At 62.9% G+C, this 25,132-nt stretch carries 17 protein-coding genes and 1 tRNA gene; 10 read left to right on the top strand and 8 right to left on the bottom strand.

What is annotated here, in order from left to right; translation table 11 throughout:
• Positions 1 to 86: 86 nt before the first annotated feature.
• Together AC5E6W_RS20095 and AC5E6W_RS20090 are read left to right on the top strand one after the other, a co-directional pair.
• Positions 87 to 785, top strand: coding sequence for an arylesterase (locus AC5E6W_RS20095; RefSeq protein WP_491754120.1), 699 nt, complete (start codon positions 87 to 89; stop codon positions 783 to 785).
• Between the two features lie 35 nt (positions 786 to 820).
• Positions 821 to 1,543 (top strand): HAD family hydrolase, encoded by a 723-nt coding sequence (locus tag AC5E6W_RS20090; protein ID WP_491754119.1) that lies wholly within the window; start codon positions 821 to 823, stop codon positions 1,541 to 1,543.
• Here the strand turns inward: AC5E6W_RS20090 and AC5E6W_RS20085 are convergent.
• Together AC5E6W_RS20085 and AC5E6W_RS20080 are read right to left on the bottom strand one after the other, a co-directional pair.
• Entirely contained in the window at positions 1,540 to 2,607 is a 1,068-nt protein-coding gene (locus AC5E6W_RS20085) for an isoaspartyl peptidase/L-asparaginase family protein (protein WP_491754129.1), read from the bottom strand. The two genes, AC5E6W_RS20090 and AC5E6W_RS20085, sit on opposite strands and share 4 nt — an antisense overlap.
• A 168-nt stretch (positions 2,608 to 2,775) precedes the next feature.
• A complete protein-coding gene (locus AC5E6W_RS20080) occupies positions 2,776 to 6,156 on the bottom strand; it encodes a TonB-dependent receptor (RefSeq protein WP_491754118.1) in 3,381 nt (1,126 codons plus the stop codon).
• 303 nt (positions 6,157 to 6,459) lie between these two features.
• On the opposite strand from AC5E6W_RS20080, the gene AC5E6W_RS20075 reads away from it, so the two are divergent.
• Positions 6,460 to 6,544: transfer RNA gene (locus AC5E6W_RS20075), tRNA-Leu, on the top strand.
• Positions 6,545 to 6,633: 89 nt separating this feature from the next.
• On the opposite strand, the gene AC5E6W_RS20070 is transcribed toward AC5E6W_RS20075, so the two are convergent.
• A complete protein-coding gene (locus AC5E6W_RS20070) occupies positions 6,634 to 8,904 on the bottom strand; it encodes a Tex family protein (protein WP_491754117.1) in 2,271 nt (756 codons plus the stop codon).
• A gap of 279 nt (positions 8,905 to 9,183) precedes the next feature.
• Here AC5E6W_RS20070 and AC5E6W_RS20065 point away from each other — a divergent pair, with 279 nt between their 5' ends.
• The 4 genes from AC5E6W_RS20065 (at position 9,184) to AC5E6W_RS20050 (ending at position 14,516) form a co-directional block, all read left to right on the top strand.
• Complete coding sequence (locus AC5E6W_RS20065; protein WP_491754116.1) at positions 9,184 to 10,539, top strand: cytochrome ubiquinol oxidase subunit I; 1,356 nt, start codon at positions 9,184 to 9,186, stop codon at positions 10,537 to 10,539.
• 10 nt (positions 10,540 to 10,549) lie between these two features.
• Complete coding sequence (cydB, locus tag AC5E6W_RS20060; protein WP_491754115.1) at positions 10,550 to 11,596, top strand: cytochrome d ubiquinol oxidase subunit II; 1,047 nt, start codon at positions 10,550 to 10,552, stop codon at positions 11,594 to 11,596.
• Positions 11,597 to 11,781: 185 nt separating this feature from the next.
• The gene (locus tag AC5E6W_RS20055; protein WP_491754114.1) at positions 11,782 to 12,282 is read left to right on the top strand and encodes a (2Fe-2S)-binding protein; all 501 of its coding nucleotides are present in this window, start codon (positions 11,782 to 11,784) and stop codon (positions 12,280 to 12,282) included.
• 8 nt (positions 12,283 to 12,290) lie between these two features.
• Positions 12,291 to 14,516: a xanthine dehydrogenase family protein molybdopterin-binding subunit gene (locus AC5E6W_RS20050; protein ID WP_491754113.1), complete on the top strand. Its 2,226-nt coding sequence runs from the start codon at positions 12,291 to 12,293 to the stop codon at positions 14,514 to 14,516.
• A 71-nt stretch (positions 14,517 to 14,587) separates the two neighbouring features.
• Here the strand turns inward: AC5E6W_RS20050 and AC5E6W_RS20045 are convergent, their stop codons facing one another.
• The 5 genes from AC5E6W_RS20045 to AC5E6W_RS20025 form a co-directional block, all read right to left on the bottom strand.
• The gene (locus AC5E6W_RS20045; RefSeq protein WP_491754112.1) at positions 14,588 to 15,736 is read right to left on the bottom strand and encodes a glycoside hydrolase family 88/105 protein; all 1,149 of its coding nucleotides are present in this window, start codon (positions 15,734 to 15,736) and stop codon (positions 14,588 to 14,590) included.
• A gap of 115 nt (positions 15,737 to 15,851) precedes the next feature.
• The gene (locus tag AC5E6W_RS20040; RefSeq protein ID WP_491754111.1) at positions 15,852 to 17,300 is read right to left on the bottom strand and encodes a rhamnulokinase; all 1,449 of its coding nucleotides are present in this window, start codon (positions 17,298 to 17,300) and stop codon (positions 15,852 to 15,854) included.
• 113 nt (positions 17,301 to 17,413) lie between these two features.
• Positions 17,414 to 19,618 carry a bifunctional rhamnulose-1-phosphate aldolase/short-chain dehydrogenase gene (locus AC5E6W_RS20035; RefSeq protein WP_491754110.1) on the bottom strand — a complete coding sequence of 735 codons (2,205 nt, stop codon included), beginning with the start codon at positions 19,616 to 19,618 and terminating at the stop codon, positions 17,414 to 17,416.
• A gap of 119 nt (positions 19,619 to 19,737) precedes the next feature.
• Positions 19,738 to 21,003: a substrate-binding domain-containing protein gene (locus tag AC5E6W_RS20030; protein ID WP_491754109.1), complete on the bottom strand. Its 1,266-nt coding sequence runs from the start codon at positions 21,001 to 21,003 to the stop codon at positions 19,738 to 19,740.
• Positions 21,004 to 21,211: 208 nt separating this feature from the next.
• Positions 21,212 to 22,402, bottom strand: a complete 1,191-nt coding sequence (locus AC5E6W_RS20025; RefSeq protein WP_491754108.1) for a sugar isomerase — start codon at positions 22,400 to 22,402, stop codon at positions 21,212 to 21,214.
• Between the two features lie 247 nt (positions 22,403 to 22,649).
• Here AC5E6W_RS20025 and AC5E6W_RS20020 point away from each other — a divergent pair, with 247 nt between their 5' ends.
• From AC5E6W_RS20020 to AC5E6W_RS20010, 3 genes are all read left to right on the top strand, one after another.
• Positions 22,650 to 23,813 (top strand): L-rhamnose/proton symporter RhaT, encoded by a 1,164-nt coding sequence (locus AC5E6W_RS20020; RefSeq protein WP_491754107.1) that lies wholly within the window; start codon positions 22,650 to 22,652, stop codon positions 23,811 to 23,813.
• Positions 23,814 to 24,038: 225 nt separating this feature from the next.
• Entirely contained in the window at positions 24,039 to 24,326 is a 288-nt protein-coding gene (secG, locus tag AC5E6W_RS20015) for a preprotein translocase subunit SecG (RefSeq protein ID WP_491754106.1), read from the top strand.
• Positions 24,327 to 24,420: 94 nt separating this feature from the next.
• Positions 24,421 to 25,074 (top strand): MBL fold metallo-hydrolase, encoded by a 654-nt coding sequence (locus tag AC5E6W_RS20010; RefSeq protein WP_491754105.1) that lies wholly within the window; start codon positions 24,421 to 24,423, stop codon positions 25,072 to 25,074.
• Positions 25,075 to 25,132: the final 58 nt, after the last annotated feature.

Genomic DNA, 25,132 nt, shown 5'->3' with positions numbered 1-25,132 from the left:
GGGGGCGGCGTTGGTCAAGGCGAGGAATCCTCTGCAAGAATGATGGTGTGAAACTGGTGGGACGTAGCAACATCTTAGCTGTAACCATGGCAGCCGCGATTCTATGCGGTTCGGCGGTGTCGATTGGATGCAGGAGCGCTGAGCCTGCACCAGAGACTACGCCTGCAGCATCTTCGGAGTTCCACGCAATATCAACAGGGGCTCCTGCGTTGCAGCCGGAGGAGCCGGCAGACGCTCGCCCGCTGATTGTCTGCTTTGGCGACAGCCTCACGGCGGGGTTCGGTACGGATCCCGGCCAGGCCTATCCGGATTATCTGCAGCAGAGGCTCGATGCGGCTGGGTTCCACTACCACGTCGTGAATGCGGGAGTGAGCGGCAACACGACGAAAGATGGCGTGGAGCGGCTTCCCCACATCGTCTCGCGCCACCCGAAGATTGTGGTGCTGGAGTTTGGCGGCAACGATGGGCTTCGCGGGCTGCCGCTGGAGGCGACGCAGCAGAATATGGCAACGATGATCGAAGGGCTGCAGAATGGCGGAGCCACGGTGGTGCTGGCGGGGATCACGCTGCCGCCGGATTATGGGCCAGACTATATCCATCGCTTCAACGCGATGTACCCGGCGCTAGCGAAGAAGTACGACGTGCGGTTGCTTCCCTTCCTGCTGGACAAGGTGTGGGGCGTACCAGGCGACATGCAGGCGGACAGCACGCATGCGACGGCGCAGGGCAACAAGCAGGTCGCGGCGAATGTGCAGGGGCTGATTCAGCCGCTGCTGGCAAAGTAAACTCACGGCCGCGGCCGCCCAAGTAAACTCAAAGCGTGATCATTTCTATGCCCGAGCCCTCGCGCATGACGCGACAGACGCTGCTCTTCGACGCGGACGACACACTGTGGGAGAACAACATCTATTTTGAGAGCGCGATCGCGGCGTTCATCTCGTATCTCGACCACCGGGTGCACACGCCGGAAGAGGTTCGCACGTACCTGAACCACTGCGAGCATGTCACCATTGCGGAGCACGGCTATGGCTTGCTGAGCTTCCGGCGCTCGCTGATTTCATGCTTCGAGCAGCTCGCTGATGAGCCTCTGACGCCAGAGAAGCACACGCGGATTGTGAGCTTCACGGAGTCAATTGCGGCCCAGGAGATTGAGCTGCTGCCGGATGTGGAGGCCACGCTGGCCGATCTCGCGACGCGTCATCGCTGCATTCTCGTCACGAAGGGCAATGACGACGAGCAGCGCAACAAGCTGGAGCGGTCCGGACTGGCGCCGTTGTTCTCCGGGGTTGAGGTGCTTCCCGAAAAGAATGTGGCGGCGTATCGGAGGCTCATTGCGCACCACGCGTGCGAGCCGGCAACGACGTGGATGATTGGGAACTCGCCGCGGTCGGACGTAAACCCTGCGCTGGGTGCGGGGTTGAATGCGATCTTCATTCCGCACGACTTTACGTGGGTACTGGAGCACGAGGTGGTGGACGCGGCACCGGCGGGGCAGACGTTGATGGAGCTGGAGCGATTCGCGGAGCTGGCGAAGATCTTCTAAGGCTCGTCGCGATAGACGCCGAGCTGTACGGCGCCGCCTTCGACGAGGCGGGCGCGGAACATACCGGGTGTGTTGAAGCCCCAGGCGAGCTGGCCATCGGGAGTGAGGGCGATGACGCCGCCGTCGCCTTTGATGTCGCCGACCTGCTTGATGACTTCATCGACCGCGGCCTGGAGCTTCATGCCCTTGTATTCGACGAGCGCGCAGATGGTGCGTGCGACGGTGAGGCGGATGAAGTACTCGCCGGTGCCGGTGGCGGAGACGGCGCAGGAGTGGTTGGATGCATAGGTGCCCGCGCCGATGACGGGCGAGTCGCCGACGCGGCCGAAGCGCTTGGCTTGTGTGCCTCCGGTAGTGGTGCCTGCGGCTACGTTGCCGGCGCGATCGCGAACCACGATGCCCGTGGTTCCCCACTTGTGGGCGTCGGCATCTTCCTGCGGCATAGGTTCGAGCTCGGAGTGCAGCGTGGGCTCTGGCGGCGCGCCTGCAGGCCGCGGAGGTATCGGCGCACCCTCACGCTTGAGCTGCTTGATCAGCGCCTGCCAGCGAGCCTCGGTGAAGAAGTAGCTGGGGTCGACCTGTTCGAGGCCCATGCTGGCCGCGAACTCGTCTGCGCCTTTGCCGACGAGGAAGACATGCGGCGATTTGAGCATGACGGCCTTCGCGAGCGAGATGGGGTTCTTCGTTCGTGTGACCCCGGCGACGGCGCCGGCCATCATCGAGCGGCCGTCCATGATGGAGGCGTCGAGCTCGTTCTTGCCGTCGGCGGTGAAGACGGCGCCTTTCCCTGCATTGAAGAGCGGGTTGTCCTCGAGCACGCGGAGCGCGGCTTCGACGGCATCGACTGCGGGACCGTTTTTGTCGAGGACCTTCGCAGCGGCATGGGTAGCTTCCTCCAGGCCGGCACGGTACTCCTTGTCGCGCTCGGGCGTCATGCTGCTGCGCTCGATGACACCTGCTCCGCCGTGGAGCACGATGGCCCACTTGCCTGCGGGGGCCTGGAGGACGAGGTCCTTCGAGGCAGCGCTCTGAGCTACGGCGCTTGATGCGCTCAAGGACAACACTCCTGCAAGGATCCACGATGTTGCTGCACGCACGTTTCTCTCTCCCATGGGATGAGGGTAATCAAGAGAGTGTAGCGCGTGCGAGATGCGACGCTCGCCCCGATGTGGTCGGGGAAGCAAGCCCGGGTCCGAGGATCCGGACAAGGGGCACCCGATTGTGATGCCGCTCTAGCGGCTTACGCGGATGGCGAACTGGGCGACGCGTTCTTCCGCGCTGGTGCCGGTGATGGTGCCGAAGGCAGTGTTGCCGACGACGCCGTTGGGCTGGGCGAAGGCGGGAGTATTGAGGACGTTGAAGAGCTCGGCTCGGAACTCGACCACCGTGCGCTCGGTAACGTGAGTGTGCTTGATCAACGAGAGATCCATGTCGCGGAAGCCGGGGCCACGCACGGGATTGCGTGAGGCGTTGCCGATGGTGAACTGCGGGGCTGCGACGAAGGCTGCGCTTCCCTGGTAACTGGTCGGTACCGCGGAGTTGGCGTTGTTGAACCAGTGTTGCGTGGTGCGTTGATTCATGGGCAGCGTGGGGTTGGAGACGTAGTTGGGGCGCGCGGTCACGAAGCCGGCGAAGCTGTTGAAGTTGGTGGTCTGGGTCACAGCGACAGGCATACCCGACTGGGCGGTGTAGATGCTGTTGATCGACCAGCCGCCGAAAATGTGGTCCATTACGGGGCCGGAGGCGAAGCGATGGTTGCGGCCAGCGGGCAGGTCGTAGACCACGCTGACGGCCTCCACGTTGGGCATGTCGCCGGTGGAGCTGTCGCGCTCGAGATACGGGCGATAGGTGTCCGCGCCGGTGAGGCTGGAGGAGTTGGGCGACGAGAGAACCGTGGAAGAGAAGACGCTGGAGGCATCGTCGATCAGCTTGGAGTGCGTATACGCCACAGTGAAGGTGAGGCCGCGGGTGACGCGCTGCTCGACCTTGGCCTCGATGGCGTTGTAGTTCGTCGTGCCAGAGTTGTTGCGGTAGACCGCGACGTTCTGGAAGCGCGGATAAGGCTTGAGCAGCTGCGCGGCGGCGATGGTCTTGGTGCCGATTGAGCTCCAAGTCGGGATCTGGCCGTAGTAGGGATTGGTAACCTGACCAGTGAGCGAGCCGGGGTTGGTGAGGCCGGCGGCGAGTTGTGCGGCGGTGAGTTGGTTGAGGTTCATGTCGGGGATGCCGACGTGCACGATGTGCGAGCCGACATAGGCAACCTCAAACGAGAGCGAGGACGTGATGGCACGCTGCACGGCGAGGTTCCACTGCTCGACATAGCCGGGGCCGGCGGTGCGATTGGCTGTGTAGACGCTCTGGCCGAGGCCGGCGTTGGGGGTGAGTGTGAGCGGCTGCACACTGGGGCCGCTGGACAGCGCGAAGGCCGCGTTCACCGAGTCCTGGGTCTTCTGCTGCACGTTCTGGATGAAGGGAAACTGCGGCGTGGTGAAGGGCGTGGTGATACCCGACTGGTCGATGAAGACGATGCCGAAGCCGCCGCGCAGAGCGGCGCGCGGTGTGAGCTCATAGGCGAAGCCGACACGCGGAGCGAAGTCGAGGTAGTGGGTCTCGCGGGCTGACTTCGGGTTGCCGTTGACGCCGAGATAATCGAGTTGCTGGGTTGCGAGATTGAAGACCGCGCCCTGGTTGGTCTTCTCGGTGGAGGGATTGTGGATGTCCCAGCGCACGCCAAGGTTCGCGATGAGCTTGGGGGAGAGACGCCAGTCATCCTGCGCAAAGAAGGCTTCGATGTGATCGCGGGGGCGGATCGTGGAGCTCTGCAGGTCGATGGAGAAGGTATCGACCTGGCCGAGGAGGAAGCTGGCGAAGGCGTTGCCGCCGGCGGCGGCGCCACTGGCCTGCGTGTCAGTCCCGGTGTTGGTGAAGGCGAAGGAGCCGGTAGGGCTGGGCGGCGAGACGGCGTTGAGCTGGTACCAACGGATGTCCGCGCCGACCTTGATGGAATGTGCGCCACGGGTGAAGAGGACGGTATCGACGAATTGCCAGACACCGGTCTGATAGTTCGTGAAGGCTCCTACGGGGGCACCGATCTGGCCGAAACCGTTGGAGAAGGTGAAGGTGGGCAGAGCGTTGTTGAAGGCCGCGTTGGTGGGGATACCGGGGATGCCGAGAGCGGTGGAGGCCGTGGTGCTCACCGTGTTGCCGGAGAGGTAGTTGGCGCGGCGCGTGTAGCCGACACGGGCGTCGTTAAGGAGATGCGTGGTGAAGGTGTGGGTCTCGTTGAGCACGGCCTGCTGGCCGAGGACGTTGGAGAGGCCGGTGACGTTGCCGGTGCCGAGGACGGAGCCGGTGATCGCGCCGCTGCCGTCTGGGAACGGCGTGACGGGCTGCTCGACTTCGTTGTAGTAGGTGTAGCGGGCGAAGGCGTGATCGCGCGTGCCGTGCGCTAAGTCTACACGGAAGTCGAACTGGTTCTGGTGGTCGATGTCGTTGGCGGTGCGGCTGTAGTTGTTGGTGGCGGCGTTCGAGGTGGGCAACGGAATTCGGGCAAGCAGGGCCTGGGCCGCGGGATCGAACGGTACGTTGATGGTGTTGCCCGGGAACTGCTGGCGGGTGTAGACACTGCCGTTGTAGGTGGTGGTCGCGGGGTTGTAGATGGCCGTCGAACCGAAGTTGCCGGCGCGCTGCGCCAGCGTGGGCACCGTAGAGATGCGGGTGACGCCAATGGCCTGCTTGATGCCCTGGTAGTCGCCGAAGAAGAAGAGGCGGTCGCGGAGGATAGGACCACCGATAGTGCCGCCGTAAAGGTTGCGACGGTAGTCGGGCTTGCGGCCGGTGGGAGCGAAGAAGTTGCGGGCGTTCAGGTTCTCGTTGCGGAGGTACTCGAAGAGGCTGCCATGGTACTGGTTGGTACCGTAGCGGGTGCTGACGTTGACGACGCCGCCGTTGAAGCGGCCGAACTCGGCGGAGACGTTGTTGGCCTCAACGGCGAACTCGGCGATGTCATCGATGATCGGAAAGAAGGCGACCTGGCCGGGCTCGGGCTGCAAGGCGGAGATGCCGTCGTAGAGGTACTCGTTGGTGCGGGGGCGGCCGCCGTTGATGCGCGGCAGCAGCGTACCCGGAGGCAGTTCCACTCCGGGAGCGAGCTGGGTGAGATTGATGAAGTTGCGCGAGTTGAGCGGGATGGCGGCAATCTTTTCGGCCGAGATGGCCATCTGGATGTCCGAGGTCTCCGCCTGCAGCACCGGCAAAGCCGTGGTGACATCCACCGTCTCGTTCGCAGCACCCGCGGCGAGCGTGAGCGGCACGTTGACAGTGGCTCCGATGCCTACGGCGATGCCCTGCTGATGCAGTCCCTTGAAACCGGAGGCAGCAGCGTCGAGATCGTAACGTCCGGGGACGAGTTCAGCGAAGTCGAAGTAGCCTCGTGCGTCCGTGGTGACGGCGTAGCGCTGGTGGGTGCTCTGTTCCATCAGCGTGAGGCTGGCGAAGGGGATTCCGGCGCCGGTCGCATCCGCGACCTGGCCCTTCAGCTCGCTGGCGATCTGCGCGAATGAGACGGGGGTGATGGCAAGAAAAGCAAGAGCTGCAAATGAGCGTGCGGTCACGCGGGCCTCCGGTGGGTACTGCAATAAATCGCTATAACAATCTGTATAAAAACGATAGATGCAAAAGGCAAGTCCGAGACGTATAGATTTCCTCAATGCCGTGACCTTTGGCGGGTGCTGCAAGCCTCAAGGGGCTGTGCGCACCGGGCACCAGCGTGCTTACCGCTGCACTTCAGCCGCAACGCTCCGCTGCTCCGTGGCTGTCACCTTGGTTTCACGTAAGCGGCAGAATGCGCTATACTAGGTCTCGGTTCGCACGGTAGCTCCTGCCACACCCCTCGCGGTGTTCCGCAGGCCCGAGCTGCGGAGGTGGCGAAATTGGCAGACGCACTAGCTTGAGGTGCTAGCGGGTAAAACCATAGGGGTTCAAGTCCCCTCCTCCGCACCATAGAATCTTGAAACACAGATTCCTGGTGACACAAACGAAGAGGCCAGCCCATGGGCTGGCCTCTTCGTTTGTGCGGATGCTTTACGTTCCTACCGAACCTTCCAGCGAGAGTTCAATGCAGCCAGCTTTTCTTCCATCGACTGCGGAGCTGCGGGCGTGGGCTTCGCAAGACGGCTCTGCGCAGGCCTCGTGGCTGGGCCTGATGGGGTCTGCAGCTGCTTGATGGAGAGAGCGATGCGTTTTGTCTTGGCATCTGCGGAGAGGACTTTGACCTTGACGATCTGGCCCGCCTTCAGTGCCTCGGATGGATCTTTGATGAACTTGTTGGAGATCTCCGAGATGTGGACGAGGCCGTCCTGGTGGACGCCGATATCGATGAAGGCCCCGAACTTGGTCACGTTGGTGACGACGCCTTCGAGCACCATTCCGGGCTGAACGTCAGAGAGCTCGCGTACGGTCTCACTGAAGGATGGGGCGACGAACTTGTCGCGGGGATCGCGGCCGGGCTTCTTCAGTTCTTCGAGGATGTCGGCGAGAGTGAAACTACCCGCACTGATAGCGTTTTTGTTCACCTTCTCGAGCAGCTTCGGATTCTTGATGAGTTCTGGCACGGGCGTTGCGAGTGAGCTCGCGATCTGCTCGACGAGGGCGTAGGACTCGGGGTGCACGGCGGTGTTGTCGAGGGGCTGTTCGCCGTCGCGCACACGGAGGAAGCCGGCGGCCTGCTCGAATGTTTTGGGGCCGATGCCGGCGACCTCCATGAGCTGCTTGCGGGAACGGAAGCGGCCGTTGGCATCGCGGAAGGTGACGATGCTTTGTGCAGTGCGCTCGGTGATGCCGGCGACGTAGCGCAGGAGCGTCCACGAGGCGGTGTTGAGGTCAACGCCAACGCGATTCACGCAGCTCTCAATGGTGGCTTCGAGCGACTCCTGCAGCTGGCGCTGATCGACGTCGTGCTGGTACTGGCCGACGCCGATGGATTTGGGATCGACCTTGACGAGCTCGGAGAGCGGGTCTTGCAGGCGGCGTGCGATGGAGATGGCGCCACGCACGGTGAGATCGAGGTTGGGAAACTCCTGGCGGGCGACATCGGAGGCAGAGTAGACGCTGGCGCCGGCTTCGGAGACGGTGACGCGGAAGATGTCGGCGAGGCCTTTGGCCTGCAGGAACTCGCGGACGAAGGTGTCGGTCTCGCGAGAGGCGGTGCCGTTGCCGATGGCGATGGCGCGGATGGTGTGCTTCGAGAGCATCGCCGCGAGCTTGTCGTTCGCTTCGTTGGTGCGGCCGGTGTGCGGATAGATGACGTCCTCGGCGAGGAACTTGCCTGTCTCATCGACGACGGCGATCTTGCAGCCGGTGCGGAGCCCGGGATCGATGCCAAGCACGCTGATGGGGCCGGCGGGTGCGGCGAGGAGCAGATGCTGCAGGTTCTCGCGAAAGACATCGATGGCTGCGGTGTCGGAACGGCGCTTGAGCTCGAGGCGGATCTCGCCCTGGATCGAGGAGTTGAGGAGGCGCTTCCAGCAGTCTTCCATTGCGAGGGAAAGATGCGGCGTCCAGTCGCCGTCGGCGGTGGCGATGCGCGAACGGATGAGGCCGATGACGCGGGGCTCGTCCATCTCGATGAGCCAGTAGAGGACGTTCTCTGCCTCGCCGCGGCGGATGGCGAGCATGCGGTGCGAGGGGATCGTCTTCACGGGCTCGCGATACTCGTAGTACATCTTGAATTTTTCCTGCTCGTCCTTGGCGTCCATAGCCTTGCGAGCAATGATGATGCCTTCGTCGAAGAGGAGGGCGCGAGTAGCCTTGCGGACGGCAGCATCTTCGCTGATGCGCTCGGCGACGATGTGCCGAGCGCCTTCGAGCGCGTCCTCGATGGTGGGGACTTCCTTGGCGGGATCGACGAGCGTCTGAGCAAGCGCGATGAGATCAAGCGCGGCGGGCTGCTGGTTCCAGAGGTAGTCCGCGAGGGGCTCGAGGCCGCGCTCGCGGGCGATGGTGGCCTTGGTGCGGCGCTTGGGCTTGTATGGGAGGTAGAGGTCTTCGAGCTCGCTGCGGTCGAGCGTGGCGAGGATCTTGGCCTTGAGCTCGTCTGTGAGCTTGCCCTGCTCGGCGATGGAACTGAGGACGGTTTCGCGGCGCGAGACGAGCTCGCGGAAGTAGGTGATCTTCTCCGCGATGTCGCGGATCTGCACCTCGTCGAGGGCTCCGGTGGCTTCCTTGCGGTAGCGCGCGATGAACGGCACCGTCGAGCCCTCATCGAGCAGCGCCATCACGGAGCGAATGCCGGGGAGCGGAAGGTTGAGGGACTGGGCGATGTGGACGAGGAGTTGCGAATCGAGCAGTGTTGCTTCAGCCATGCCTCTTCATCGTAGCGAGTACGCGAGAGGAAAACGGGTCTGCTCGCAGGTTGAGCTGGAGGGTGGTCGAACGTCGATGCGTGTCGATGACCGCACACACTGGCACCAGCTCTTGGCCCGGAGGTGTCGAGACCGACCGGGTGTTGTGATGCAAATCACCGCGTAATACCGCGCTTCGTGTAGCGCTCCTATTACCGCGCAACTCGCGAGATATCCCCCTATAGAGGGTCGCGAAGGGATGGAAGACCGTCGTAGGATCGTGCTGAGGTCGCACGCCGGATGGACGCTCTCACACTACATCGAATCCACTTCGCCTTCACGATTACCTATCACTACCTCTTCCCGCAGCTGACGATGGGGCTTGCGCTGCTCATCGTCGTCCTGAAGACCATGGCGCTGCGGACCAACGATGAGCGCTACGACAATGCGGCCCGGTTCTGGGCGCGCATCTTCGCGGTGAACTTTCTGCTGGGCGTCGTGACGGGCATCCCGATGGAGTTTCAGTTCGGCACGAACTGGTCGGAATTTTCGCGGCGCACGGGTGGCGTGATTGGACAGCCGCTGGCGATGGAGGGGGTGTTCTCGTTCTTCCTGGAGAGCTCGTTCCTGGGGCTGTTCCTGTTCGGCGAGAGAAGACTGTCGCGGCTGGCACACTGGGGTTCAGCGTTCCTGGTGTTTGTGGGGTCGTGGATCTCGGGCTTCTTCATCATCGTGACGGACGCGTGGATGCAGCATCCGGTGGCGTATCGCCTGCTGCCGAACGGCACGTATGAGGTGAGCAGCTTCTGGGGGCTGATGATGAATCCCTGGGCGTGGCTACAGTACATCCACAACCAGTGTGCTGCGGTGGTGACTGCGGCCTTCGTCATGTCCGCTGTCGGCGCCTTCTATGTATTGCAGAAGCGGTCCGATGACTACGGGCGAATCTTCCTGAAAGTTGGCGTTGTCGCGGGCATCGTCTCGTGCATCCTGCAGATCTTCCCGACGGGCGATCTGCACGGCAAGTATGTGGCGAAGCATCAGCCGGTGGCGATCGCGGCGATGGAAGGACTCTTCCATTCCGAGAAGGGCGCGCCGATGGTGCTGATGGGCCAGATGGATGTCGAAAACCAGAAGATCGACAACCCGCTGGCCGTGAATGATGTGCTGAGCTTCCTGATCTATGGCACAACCAAGGCCGAGGTGCAGGGGCTGGACCAGTTCCCGAAAGACCAGTGGCCGAGCACACTGCCGCTGTTGTTTTACAGCTACCACATCATGGCGGGGCTGGGGACGTACTTCGTGGCGATCATGGCGCTCGCGGCGTTCCTGTTGTGGCGCGGTGTGCTGTATCGCACACGATGGGTGCTGTGGTTCCTGCTGCTCAGCTTTCCGTTTCCGTACATCGCGAATATTGCGGGATGGATGACAGCGGAGATCGGACGACAGCCGTGGCTGGTGTATGGGCTGATGCGGACATCGGAGGGTTACTCCAAACACATTGGCGCGGGGACCAGCCTGTTTACTCTGCTGGGGTTCCTGGGTATGTACAGCGTGCTGTCGATTCTCTGGATTGTGCTGGTGTATAACGCCATCCAGAAGGGCCCCGAAGATGCACCACACAGTGAAATACCCGGCACCCTGACCGGAGCCTGAGGAGAACATCATGGGATTGCTCTGGTTCTGGATCGTTGCGGTGATGCTGGCCGCATATGTAGTGCTCGATGGCTTCGACCTGGGCGTGGGCGCAATCATGCTGCTGGTGGCTCGAAGCGAGGAGGATCGCAAGCAGGTCTACCAGTCGATTGGCCCGGTGTGGGACGGCAACGAGGTGTGGTTGCTGGCGGCGGGAGGCACGCTGTTCTTCGCGTTTCCGCTACTGTATGCGTCGGCGTTCAGCGGCTTTTACATGCCGCTGATGATTGTGCTGTGGCTGCTGATCCTGCGTGGGCTTTCGGTGGAGCTGCGCGGCCATGTGCATGATGCGATGTGGCACTCGTTCTGGGACGTGGTGTTCGCGTTCTCCAGCGGTTTGCTGATCATCTTCTTCGGAGCGGCGCTGGCGAATGTGATCCGTGGCGTTCCCATTGGCCCGGACAACTACTTCTATCTTTCGCTGTGGACGAACTGGCGGACTGGGGAGCACCCGGGCATCCTGGACTGGTACACAGTGCTGGGGGGCGTGCTGGCGCTGTTGGCGCTGGCGCTGCATGGGTCGCTGTATCTTGCGTTGAAGACCGAAGGCGGTCTGCATGATCGCTGCTACGCGCTGGCGAAGCGGTTGGGCCCAGCGGTGGTGATCGGATGCATCGTGTCGATTCCCTTGACGGTGGTCGCGCGGCCGAACTCATTGGCGAATTACGAAAAACATCCGGCGGAGTTCCTCGCGCCGATCGCGGTGGCTATTTGCCTGGTACTGCTGCCCATTTTCATTCATAGGGGAAATGAGCTGCGAGCGTTCCTCGCCTCGTGTGCCCTGCTCACAGCGATGATGTGTGGCGCGGCTGCGGGGCTGTATCCTGTGCTGCTGCCATCGACGCTGGGCAGCCAGTCGGACATCACGATGGCGAACGCGCTGGCGGGGCCGCATTCACTGCGAGTGGGGCTGGTGTGGTGGAGCATCGGGATTGTGCTGGCGGGGGTTTATTTCACGACGGTGTACTGGCTGTTCAAGGGCAAGGTCAGCAGCTACGCGGATACGTACGGGCATTAGGGCATCAATGTGCAGTGTATTTTGGGGCGGGTCTGAAACCCTATCGCTTCAAAGCGGGACGTGTAGGCTTCCTATGCTGGCGCGCTCTGCATGCCATCACTGACGACGTCGTTGCCCGCTGCTATACTCGCCGCAAAATCGCTCGGACAAATCCTGTCTCCGTCGATTCTGCGAGGTAGACGTGTATGGCTTTCAAGCTTCTGATCAATAAAGAGCAGAAGACGGTTGACGCGGCCGACGACACGCCACTGCTGTGGGCGCTGCGCGATAACCTGCAGATGACTGGCACCAAGTACGGCTGCGGCGTCGGCTACTGCGGCGCGTGCACGGTGTTGCTGGACGGTCATCCGGTGCGGGCTTGCCAGACGACGCTCGCGACGGTCGGCGATAGCACCATCACGACGATCGAAGGCCTTGCGATCGGGGATGTGCTGCATCCGGTGCAGCAGGCCTGGGTGGATCTTGATGTGGCGCAGTGCGGCTACTGCCAGGCGGGACAGATCCTTGCCGCCTCGGCGTTGCTGGCGAAGACGCCGCAACCGACAGACGGGCAGATCGATGCGGCGATGAGCCTGAACCTTTGCCGCTGCGGAACGTACACGCGTATCCGCGAGGCGATTCATCATGCCGCGGGCAAGATCGTAGAGGGCTCCGGGACTTCCACGGCGAAAGGGGCGGGCAGATGAACAGCGTCATGACGATGCCGCCCCTTTCGCGCCGCAGCTTTCTGCAGATCTCGGCAGCTGCTGGCGGAGGCTTTCTGCTGGGTCTCTATGAGCCTATGGGCATGTTTGCGCAACGCCCTGGTGCGCTGAGCCTCGTGCCGAACTCCTTCATCAAGATCGCACCCGATGGCACGATCACGCTGAAGGCTCGCACCGCAGAGATCGGACAGGGCGTGAAGACTTCCCTTCCGATGATGATTGCGGAGGAGCTCGATGCCGACTGGGCGCACGTGAAGATCGAGCAGGCGGATTATAACGAGGCGCTATATGGCTCGCAGTCCGCAGGCGGAAGCACTTCCACGCCGAATGCGTGGGAGCCGCTGCGGCGGATTGGAGCGGCAGGGCGCGAGGTGCTGGTGTCTGCGGCTGCTGAGCAGTGGGGGGTGCCGGCGTCAGAGTGCTCGACCGAGCCTAGCCGCGTGGTGCATAAAGCTTCAGGACGCAGTGCGGGTTATGGCGAGCTTGCCGAGCGCGCGGCAAAGCTTACGCCACCCGCGTTGGACAAGGTGCAGCTGAAAGATCCGAAGGACTATCGCATCATTGGAACATCGCGCGTGAGTGTGGACGCCCGGGCGATCGCTACCGGCAAACCTATCTTTGGCATAGATACCCAGCTGCCAGGGATGCTGCATGCGGTGATCCAGCGCTGCCCGGTGTTTGGCGGCACGGTAAAGAGCTTCAACGAGGCCGAGATCGCAAAGATGCCCGGCGTGAAGCATGTGCTGTCGGTCGAGAGCACATTGTCCAACGATAGGGTGCTGCCGAATGAGTCGGGGCTGGAGCCGGGGGTGGCGATTGCCGCCGAGACGTGGTGGCAGGCACAGACTGCGCGCAAGGCGCTGAAGATCGATTGGGATCTTGGGTCAAGTGCGACGCAGAGCAGCGAAGGGTTTGCGAAGCAGGCTTCAGAGGCGTTGGGCAAGCCGCCGGTAAACACGCTGCGCGCCGATGGCGACGTTGATGGGGCGCTAAAGTCCGCGCATAAGGTCGTTGAGGCCGACTACACCTTCCCATTCCTTGCGCATGGCACGTTGGAACCGATGGGCACTACCGCGCAGTTCAAGGATGGCAAGTTGGAGATCTGGACACAGAGCCAGAATCCCGCACCGGGTGCGGCGGCTGTTCGCAAGACGCTGGGCATCGCAGATGGCGACCTGACGGTGCACATGATCCGCGCGGGAGGTGGCTTCGGACGCCGGCTGATGAACGATTACATGCTGGAGGCTGCATACCTGGCGAAGAAGCTCACGGGACCGATCAAGCTGACGTGGTCGCGTGAAGACGACTTCACGCATGATGCCTATCGCGCGGCAGGATACATGAACCTGAAGGCAGGCCTGGATGCTGACGGCAAGGTTGTGGCATGGCGGCAGCATCATGTGACCTTTGGTGATGGGGCTCGGTTTGCGGCTGGATCAGCCGTCGGTGCAGACGAATTCCCTGCTGGCCGTATCTCGAGCTATGGGCTATACCGCTCGCCGATTCCTCTACGCCTGCGCACCGGATGGCTGCGAGCCCCAGGCGCGAACGCGTTCTGCTGGGTCGGGCAGAGCTTCCTCGATGAGCTTGCGGTCGAGGCGGGGCGTGATCCGCTGGATGTACAGCTTGAGATTCGGAGCAACCCTTTGCTGCAGAACCCGCAGGCTCCGCCGAGCCGCAATCCCGCGGCCATCCTGATCCCTGAGAGGATGATGGGTGTGCTCGAGATGGTTGCGGAGAAGTCCAACTGGCGCAAGCGCTCAAAGCAACCCGACCGCGGGATGGGCATCGCAGCGTACTTCTGCCACCTTGGATACTTTGCAGAGGTCGCGGAGGTGAGCGTGGATGCGCGCAATCGCGTAACAGTGCATACCATCTGGGCGTGCGGCGATGTGGGCAGCCAGATCATCAATCCGCGCGCGGCGGAGAACCAGTGCTACGGCGGCATCATGGAGGGCCTCTCGATGCTGCAGCAGGAGGTCACGCTGGCCGAGGGAAAGGTGCAGCAGACGAACTTTCCGCAGCACCCGCTACTGCGGATGCGCCAGGCGCCAAAGGTTGAGGTCTACTTCCGCAAGACGGACTATTCGCCGACAGGGCTGGGCGAGCCTATGCTGCCGCCGGCGTTGCCTGCGGTGACGAACGCAATCTTTGCGGCAACGGGCAAGAGAATTCGTACGCTGCCGCTGCAGAAGAGCGGATTTTCGCTGGCTTAGATACGTTTGAAGGCGCAATGGCAAAGGCCAGCTCAATCGAGCTGGCCTTTGCGTTGTCCTGAGGCGCGGTCTTAGCGGATGACGGCAGCAGCGGTCCAGAGGAGCGGAGCCTGGCCATGGAAGTCGCCGGTCTTGCGCTTGCGGAGGAGATAGTAGTCGAGGTCGTTGAACTTGTTGGTGCCTTCGCAGGTGTTGGTCACGTCGAGGTTCTGGTCGACGTAGCCGACGAGGCCGATCCAAGCGCGACGGGCTGCGGCGGCGTACTGTGCGTGGTCCAGCCAGCCCATGCGAACCCCCGTGACCATGGCGTAGGCAAACATGCCTGTGCAGGAGCTCTCGGGCCAGGACTCTTCGTGGTCGATGAGCTGACGCCACATGCCGTCCCTGGTCTGGTAGCGCAGCAGCGACCCGAGCATGGTGCGATAACCCTTCTCGATGCGCGCGTGCTCGGGGTGGTCCTTGGGAAGGTCGCGGAGCATCTCGGTCATGCCGGCGGCAAACCATCCATTGCCCCGGCCCCAGAAGAATGGAACGTCCGGCGAGTGGAAGAAGAGGCCATTGGGCTGCTGCAGCTTGTCGAGGTACGCGGACATCTCGACGGCGGCGCGGTCGAGGTACTTCTTCTCGCCGGTAGCGCGATACGCCTGCAGCTGGACGATGGTGATCATCCACATGTCGTCGATCCAGAAGCGGGTCTCGTCGGTGAGACCTTTTATGTCGGGCTTGGCCCACTGCGCGTCGGCGTACTTGAGGCCTAGCTCGAGGAAGCGTTTGTCCCTGGTCTGCATATACAGCTCGAGTGGAAGCGAGCCGAACATAGACAGGTCGACGTGCTTGCCCGGCTCAGGCAGCCAGCTCGCGTCGGAGTTGAAGAGCGGCTCGAAACGGGCAGCCAGCTTGCCGACGAGGTCCGTATCGTTGGTGAGCTTGGCGATCTCCAAGGCTCCCCACCAGGCGCAGACCTCGGGATAGACGATGAAGTGCTGGTTGGGTACGAGCATGCGTGGCGACGCGAGAAAGTGCAGTGCGACGGCGGGACCCAGTTCCTTCGGGTCATAGCCCTTGGGCCAGTCATCGAAGGTTGTGCCACCGAGGTGCCCCGTGGGCTTGACGCCTTCATAAGAGGCGGCCTGGGCCGCGAGGGCCGAGGGCGCTGTGAGGCATGCGGCGGGGATCGAGATGAGGCTCTGGCCGAAGCGGCGGCGCGTGAGCTGATTCATGGAGGAGTTCTCCTGAAGGCTGGATCGTGTTCGGAGTGCAAACTATCGGGCGTGGAAAGTGCGCGAGCATCGTAACCGATTGGGCTAGCTGATGGCGTGAGTGGATTCTTTGGCGCTAGCTGATCGCTCCGAGTTTGCGGAGCTTCGCGGCCCAATGGGCGGTAGGACGAGTCTCACCCGGATCTTTGGGCTCAAGCGTGGCGAGTTGTACGGCGAAATTGCCGAGAGTTGAGCACTCGATTCCCGCGCGGATGACTTCTAATCCGGTGGCTTCGGCCGTGAGGCGATTGAGGAGCTGGTTCTGGCTGCCTCCGCCCATGAGGTAGAGCTTCGTAAGCTTCTTGCCGGTGATCTCTTGCACGGAGCGAAGCACCTCGCCATAGCGCGCCGCGAGAGAGTGAAACAGGAACGCAGCCACGGCAGGCGCGTCGGCGGGATGGGTGCTGAGTTCGGGAAGATTGCGGCGGTGGAGCTGCGCATTGATGCGCTGTGGCATACGACCGCTGAGGAGCAGATCGGGATCGTCGACATCGAGGACGTAGTCCGGTACTACGATCTGCGATGCGGCTTCGACCAGCGCGCCGATCTCGATCTTCTCGCCGTCCGCGGCCCACGTCTCCATGCACTGGCGGAGGAGCCACATTCCATTCACGTTCTTGTGGAAGCAAATCGTGTTATCCGCGCCGATGAGGTTGGTGAAGTTCTCATCGCGCGCACGTTGGGAGTTATTGGGTTCCGGCAGTAGCGTGCCGATGAGCGACCAGGTGCCAGAGCTGAGGTAAGCCCAGTCATCGCCGGCATCGGGGATGGCGGCGATGGCGGAGGCGGTGTCATGCGTGCAGGGTGCGATGAGACGCGTGTTGCGGAATGCAGGCAGTTCGGCGAGCGGGCCGGTGAGTTGACCGACATCGGCGCCAGGATCGACGAGCTCGGGCATCGCGGAGGAGGGGATGCCGAGCTCGCGGACGATCTCTTCGCTCCACTCGCCGTGGGAGGTGACAGAGGGCATGGAGAGGATCTGCGTATGGCTGGCGAGGGTCCGCTCCGAGACGGGACGACCGCCGAGAGCGTAGAGGATGTACTCAGGCAGGTTGAGCCAGGGCAGCGTGCGCAGCTCAGCTTCGTCGGCGAAGAGCTGGTAGGCGGTGTTGATGCGCAGGATGCCGATGCCGGTGATCTCGCGCATGCGCTCGACGCTGATGCGCGCGTTCAGCGACTCTTCGGCGACGACCGTGCGTTCGTCGCGATAGCAGAAGGGCTTGGCTGCGGGCTTGCCGTCGTTGCCGAGACGAACGTAGTCCACGCCCCAGCCATCGATGGCGATGGCTCGGACGCCTTCGGTGGCGATCTCGGCGCTGCGGCGGAGTCCGATGTCGAGGCCTGCGAGGATGCCTTCGAGGTTCCAGTGCAGGCCGTCGGCGGTCTCCGTTGCACTATTGGGAAAGCGATGCACGAGTTCGATGCGCGGACCGGCCGCGGTCCAGCGAAGCAGCGAGACGCGACAGCTCTCCGCGCCGAGGTCGATGGCGACGAGTGCGCGGGGATCGGTGGTGGGGTTCAGCATTGAGGTTGATGCCTCCGGGGTCTGCGCCCCTCGCAGTAGAGCCTGGCTTGCAACGAATGAGGTACGGGCCGAAGCCCGTACCTCTACTTTCGTAGTCGTGTGCGACGCGCGATCTAGCGCAGGAAGGCTTCGACGAGGCCACCGTCCACCGGAATCAGGTGACCGGTCGTTACCGGGGCCTTGGGGCCGCCGATAAACAGGATCGCCTCGGCGCAGTCCTTGGGGTCGATGGGCACATGCGTGAGCGTACGCCGAGCGTAGAACGTGGCGAGCTTGTTGCGAAGCTCGTCGTCGCTCTCGGCCTCCTCGAAGGGAATCTCATACTTCGAGAGCGAAGCTTTCACGCGGTCGCGCGGGAACATGGTGGAACCCTTGACTACGGTCGCGGGCATGATGCCGTTGACGCGCAGCAGCGGCGAGTAGGTCACCGCGAGTTCGCGCACGAGGTGCGAGAGCGCGGCCTTTGAGACGTCGTAGGCCTCGGAGCCCTTCTTCGCGACCACCGCGTTGGCCGAGCTGGTGAGCACGACGCTGGAGGGCAGGTCCTGCGGCTTGAAGACCTTGATCGCCTCATCGGTGAGCAGGTAGTTGGCCGTGACGTTGATCTCCAGCGTAAGCGCCCACTGACTGTCAGTGATGATGCCATCGGGCGAGGACGGGAAGATGGCCGCAGTGTTGATGAGCAGGTCGATGCCACCAAAAGCCGCGACCGCAGCACCGAGCGCGGACTTGATGAGGTCGCGCTTGCGGATGTCGATGGCCGTGGCGACGGCGCATTCCTTGCCGCCGATGGCCTTGGCTTCGTCGGCGACCTTCTGCGCAGCTTCCTGCGAGAGGTCGGCGACGACGATGTGGGCGCCGCGCTCTGCGGCTAGCAGGACGACTTCCCTGCCGATGCCGCTTGCGCCTCCGACGACGAGGACCACGCGGCGAGAAAGTTCCTTCTCGGGTGGCTGGCGGCGGAGCTTGGCCTCTTCGAGAGCCCAGTACTCGATGCGGAAGGCCTCGGACGGAGGCAGCGCGACGTAGTTCTGATGCACGGCGAAGGCCGAGGTAGGAGCCGCAGGGCCAGCTTGTGGAAGCTCAGGCGGGCAGGCATTGTCGTCCAGCGAGCCGGCGCCTTCCATCACGTGAATGGCGTTGGTGTAGAACTCGCCGGTGATGCGGGACTCCGCCTTGTTCTTGCCAAAGCTGAACATGCCGACGCCGGGCACCAGCACGACGGTGGGACTGGCGTCACGCATCGCAGGGGACTCGGGCAAAGCGTGAGCCTTGTAGTACTCGGCGTACTCGGCGCGGTAGGTCTCGAGCGCCTCGGCGAACTTGGCTTCGAGATCCTTGACCTCGGACGAGGGATCCCACTCGACGAAGAGCGGGCGGATCTTGGTGCGGATGAAGTGGTCCGGGCAGCTGGTGCCGAGATGCGCGAGCTGCTTCGCCGAATGCGAGTTGACGAAGTTGAGGACATCGGCCGAGTCGGTGAAGGTGCCGATGGAACGCAGTTTCTTCGAGACGCCACCGCGGATGATCGGCATCAGCTTGGTGGCGATGGCCGCGCGCTCGGCGTGGGTCTTGTACTTCGCTCCGCCGAATGCCGCGGGCTTCTTCTCGGCGTGACGCGCCAGGAACTGGCCGATCTGGTCGATGATGGTGATGGTGTTCAGGTAGGACTCGCGCTGCGTGTCGCCCCAGGTGAACAGACCGTGGCCGCCGAGCACGATGCCATCGCAACCGGGGTTGGCTTCGACGGTGCGCTTGAGCATCATGGCGAGCTCGAAGCCGGGACGCTGCCAGGGCACCCAGGCGATCTTGTGGCCAAACTCCTGGTTGAACTCTTCCATCTTCAACTTGCCGTTGGCTGAGGCCGCCAGCGCGATACCCCAGTCGGGGTGCAGGTGGTCGACGTGCGCTGCGGGAAGGAACGCGTGCAGCGGCGTGTCGATGGAGGCTGCGACGGGGTTCAGGCCGAAGGTGCAGAGCGGGTACATGCCCACGATCTCGTCTTCGAATTCGACACCGCGATAGGTGTTCTCAAGCGCGAACACCTTGTCGAGGTACAGGGTCGCGAAGCCGGCGCGCTTGATGGAGCCGAGATCGCCGCCGGAGCCTTTGACCCAGAGGACCTTCTTCGTCTTTCCATCCAGCGGGTCCATCTGGTCGAGCTTGGAGCTGGTATTGCCACCGCCGAAGTTGGTCAGGCGCAGGTCCGAGCCGAGCAGGTTGGAGCGGTAGCGAAGGAGCTCCGGGGCATCGAGCTTGGACGCGACCGCATCGTCCCAGCGGTCTTCGAGGAATCGCAGTTTCGGTGTATCAGCCATGATGGATCTTCTGTATCTCCGGTAGTCGGTTCAGGTCGCGGCGGGCGGCTTGCAGGGTTGCGCGCGCGAAGGCACCGCGAACCAGCATAGTCTCCGCCACACCAATAGGGCAATGATTTCTATAGGGACATTCTATCTTCCGCCGCGGTTGACCGGCCGGTTGCGGAGGGGGCCGAATTTCGCGCTGCGGAACGCTTGCGGGTGGGCTTCGCTTTGGGCTCTGCCACGGGCTCTTCGGTTGTGGACGAGCTTCCGCCGGCTTGGCCACCTCCGAGCAGGCCGACCATCTCCGGGCTGCGGCGCAGAACGTCCGCGGTGATGGCCCGGTGCTGCACGTAGTTGTACGGCGGGACGGTTTCGCCACGAAGAATAGCGAGGCCCAGCTCAATGAGGCGAGGGCCGTAGAGGTGCACCTCGTGGGAGATGGAGGCCAGCGCGGGGCTGTCCGGCTTTTCAATCTCACGGAGCATCTCGTCGACACAGTCGGAGCCGACGATGGCAACATGCTTTTCGCGGCTGAGCTCGCGGGCGGCAGCAATAGCTCCGAGCGCGGAGGTGTCGTTGGCAGCGGCGATGAGGATGTGTTTGTCCTTGGGGTGGCGCTTGAGGAACTCGAGGACGATCTTGTAGCTCGTCTCACGGAGCCCGCGGCCATCGACGCGCACGAAGGACTCGATGGGGACATCTGGCAGGCGGGCCTTGACGCCTTCCATGGCCCCGGTGATGCGGCTCTGGACGAGCGGGCCGGCCTCGTTAAGGTCCAGGCCGAGCATCCAGTCGACGTTGCCGCCCCAGTGATTGATGGCGAAGTCGGCGAGCACGCGGCCTGCCTCGAGGCCCGCACGGTAGTTATCGACGCCGAAGTAGGTCGCGTGGGGGTGCGGAATGTCGACGGCGATGAGGGGGATCTTGGCTTCGGCGATCTTGTCGGCGATGATGGGCGCGGCGCGCTGTTCGACCTGGAAGTCGATGACCAGGTCCACACGCTCCGAGATGAAGCGTTCGGCGTTCGCGATGGCGGTGTCGGCGTCGTAGCGGTTATCGAGGACGATGAGGTCGATGCCCACGGCGGCGGCGGCCTCGCGGAGGCTGGCGGTGACGGCCTGCGAGAAGGGCATCTCGGCGCTCTGGCCGCCGAATCCGAAGCGCAGCTTGCGGGGGCGCGCGACGTGGCGGTACTGGCGGTCACCAGTCTGGCTAACGTAGCCGCGATGAACCAGCGTCTTGAGGATGCGGTAGACGGTGGTCTTGGAGATCTTGGTGCGCTTGTGGATCGCCTCCAGCACCATCGGCTGGTTCTCGTTCTGCAGTAGCTCGAGGATATCGAGCGCCTTGGTCAGGACGGGGATCAGGTAGAGCCGCTTGGATTTGCTCTTGGGAGCCATGTCCACCTCCATCAGACGTTTCAATACGGGTACAAGGACGCAATCTGGGTCGAACCATTATCCACGGGCCGGACCTCTGCGTTCCGTAACGCGGACTTCCGGGCAATTTCCTCCGCTGGGGGCCGTTCTGAGAAAGACAAAGACCCCGCATCTCGTCGAGGTGCGGGGTCCGGCTTGCGTCAGCTTCTGCAACGCCACGAACGCGCGATCAAGCGTACGAGCTCTGGGCAGTCGCGTTCTTCTCTTTGCGCTCGGCGGTGATCTTTTCCATGTAGCCGCCGTCGCGGAGGGCTGCCAGCGGATCGGCGGGCAGGCCGCGGGCGGTGCGCCACTCGCGGACGAGGGGGCGGACGTCCGTCCAGAAGGCTCCGCGGTAGAGCTCTTCGGCTTCGACGAGCGAGCAAGAATCCTGGAGACCGGCAAGCTTCTCCTGGTCGATAAGCGCGGCCTTGGCGAAGAGCTCCTGCGCGGTGCCTACGGTCTGGACCATGGCTTCCATCTTGCCCTTGAGGTTGTGGCTCTGGTCAATCATGAACGCCGGGAAGCGCTTGCCGCCGCGGAGTGTCTTCTCCACAAGCAGTTCATTAAAGATGCGGAAGACCTGATAGGGGTCGATGGAGCCGATGGTGAGGTCGTCGTCGGCGTACTTGCGGTCGTTGAAGTGGAAACCGCCGAGCTGATTGCAGGAGAGCAGCCAGGCGACGACCTGCTCGATGTTGGTGGACTGGTAGTGGTGGCCGGTATCGACGAGCACGCGGGCCTGAGAGCCGGCGTCGCGGGAGAGCTCCATGGCCATGCCCCAGTCGGCGATGTCGGTGTGGTAGAAGGCTGGCTCGAAGGGCTTGTACTCGATGAGCATGATCTGCTCGGGCGAGAGCGCCTTGTGGGTAGCGCGGAGGACTTCCTTCATCCAGTCGATGCGGCGGCGGATGCTCTGGGTTCCGGGGTAGTTGGAGCCGTCGGAGACCCAGAGCGAGACCTCGGCAGAGCGGAGGGCTTTGCCGATCTCGACGGAATCGAGCAGGTGGGCGAGCGCCTGCTCGCGGACCTTGGCATCTGGGTTGCAGATGGAGCCGTACTTGTACTCGGCGTCCTGGAAGAGATTGGGATTGATGGAGCCGGGGCGGATCCCGGTGGCGGACTCGAGCTTTTGGATCTTGGGGACGTCGGAGGTGCCGTTGGGGAGGTCCCAGAGGACGTGCAGGGCCAGGGTGGGGGTCACGCCAGTGAGGCGATGGACCTCGGCAGCATCGGCGAATTTCTCCTCGATGGTGGAGGCGGCGGCGGGCTGCAAAAACTTGCCGAAGCGGGTTCCGGTGTTGGCGAAGCCCCACGAGGGGATCTCGATGAAGAACTCGTTCAGAGCCGCAAAGACTTTTTCGTCGGTAGCCGATGACATGGTGCAATTCCCTCGAGACTTGACAGCCCTCTATCGGGGCAGGCAGTTTTCCAATCGGAACTATAATACGTATTGAAACCAGCCACGAAAAGAACGTCCGCAACCGTCCGTGACCGTCGCCACGTCTGGCACCACCAGCGTCTCATGCGGCAGCATGGTTCCGGTAGCATGAGCACGCGGGAAAACGCGCGCTAGAACCACGCGCAGAACGCCTTCAACGCAGGACTCTTTAGAACGAGGACCACGAGTGAACCCGAATCCGTTTCTTGGTGTCATCTTCCACTGGATTGGGGGCTTTGCCTCCGCCACCAACTTCATTCCGTTCCGTGGAATCAAGCGCTGGTCTTGGGAGGTGTACTGGATTATCCAGGGCGTGGCGGCCTGGCTGATCGCGCCTACGGTGCTGGCGCTGATCTTTGTACCGCACCCGTTTGCGATCCTGGAGACGGCCTATGCCGTGGCGCCGGGGAACATTTGGTGGCCGGTGTTCTGGGGCCTGCTGTGGGGCGTGGGGGGACTGACCTTCGGCTTGGCGATCCGCTACCTGGGCCTGGGTCTCGGCTACGCGATCGCGCTGGGGTTCTGCACGGCGTTTGGGACGGTGATTCCGCCGATCTGGCACGGGCAGATGGGCGCGATTGCGCACTCGACCTCGGGCCAGATCACACTGGCGGGTGTGGGGCTGTCGCTGATTGCGATTGCGGTGAGCGGAGCGGCGGGAGCAAGCAAAGAGCGCGAGATCACTCCCGAAGAGAAGGCTGAGACCGGTGAGCGGGATTACTCGTTCGTCAAGGGCCTGGTCATCGCGATCTTTGCGGGCGTGATGAGCTCGTTCTTTGCGATTGGACTGGATGCGGGCAAGCCCATCGGCGACATGACGCTGAAGGTGCTGCAGGCCACGGGGCGCGCCCAGCTGTACTCGAACCTGCCGGTGCTGATCGTGGTGCTGTGGGGAGGGTTCGTCACCAACTTCGTGTGGTCGCTAATCCTGCTGGCGAAGAACCGAAGCTTTGCGCAGTTCACGGGCAAGCCGGGCGACAACCCGATGGGGACCTCGGCGGTGACGGGCGAGACGCTGGTGGACTTCGACCCGCGGGACTACATCGGGCACATCAACGGGTCGGTGCTGACGATGAACTACCTGTTCGCGGCGTCGGCGGGCATCATCTGGTACTTTCAGTTTTTCTTCTATTCGATGGGCCAGACGAAGATGGGCAAGTACGACTTTGCCAGCTGGACGCTGCACATGGCCAGCATCATCATCTTCGCGAACCTGTGGGGCCTGGCTCTGAAGGAGTGGAAGGGCACCAGCGGACGGACGCGGGGGCTGGTGTTCAGCGGGCTGCTGCTTCTGATTGGATCGACGGTCATCGTGGGGTATGGGAGCTATCTGGCGGCGAACGCGAAGTGAGGCACGTTGTACGTTATGCGTTCCATGTTGCATGTGGAACCGTTCGCACGACGTAGAACTTACGAATGCACAACGGAGCGGCATACGCGTAATCTCGCCCGGCACCGGTTACAAACAGTGGTAAAATCTACTGAGCATTCCAGCGATTCCGCGCCGCTCTTTCTTGTGGGTCGCCATGCGAAACCTCTGCCGCTTTGAGTGGCGCGAAAGACAGCTTCCCTACCGATGGCCGCATTCCTCATCACCCTTCACGTTATCGTCTGCTTGTTCCTCATCGGCGTCGTCCTGCTGCAGCAGGGCAAGTCGGCTGACATCTCCAACGCGTTCGGTGGGCAGGGTTCACAGACGGCGTTCGGCCCACGCGGTGCGGCGAACCTTCTGACGCGCCTCACGACCTGGTCGGCGGTCATCTTCATGCTGACTTCGGTCTCGCTGACCATCGTGCTCTCGCGCTCGACCAGCGGAAGCCGCTCGGTGCTCTCGAACATGACGAACAGCCAGAGCAAGAAGTAGGTTTCGTACCGGAACTTCCGGTGCACGATTGGCGCAGGCTCCTCGAGCCTGCGTTTTCGTTTGCGGCAAAGCTTTTGCCAGAGAAGGAGCGTCGATGATTCGTGAGACCTTTCCGGTCGGCCTACTGGGCTGCAACTGCACCATTCTTGGCGATGAGACCACGCGCGAGGCGATGGTGGTCGATCCAGGAGCGGATATCCCGCAGATTCTCGCCGTGCTGGCCAAGCACCAGCTGACGGTGAAGCAGATCGTGATCACGCATGCGCACTTCGACCACATTGCGAGTGCTCAGGAGCTGAAGGAGATCACCGGGGCTCCCATCCTTTACAACAAGGCGGACCTTCCGCTGGTGGCGATCATGGCGGAGCAGCCGACGTGGGTGGGGATTCCGAAGGGTGCGCTGGGTGAGCCCGATGTCCGGCCTCCGGACCATTCGCCCGAGGATGAGGAGCATGTGACCGCCGGCGGGATCGATGCGACCGTGCTGTACACGCCGGGCCATACCGAGGGCAGCCTGAGCTTGTGGATTCCGGCAGAGGGCCTATTGCTGGCGGGCGACACGTTGTTTGCCGGTGGCGTGGGGCGGACGGATTTTCCGGGCGGCGATACCGTCAAGCTGCTGGCGTCGATCAAGGAGCGCCTGCTACCGCTGCCGGGTGCGACGGTAGTGGTCCCGGGGCATGGGCCGGATACGACGATTCTCGAGGAGCGGATTTCAAATCCTTTTGTCGGCGAAGTTCTACGCTAAGCGGCAAAGAGAATGTCGCTGTAGAGGTGCGAGGCGTGAGGTAAGAGCGGGAGCGAGG

The sequence above is a fragment of the Bryocella sp. genome, from assembly GCF_058498515.1.
Note: the sequence above shows the minus strand (reverse complement) of the source record. Positions and strands in the feature narration are given on the sequence as shown.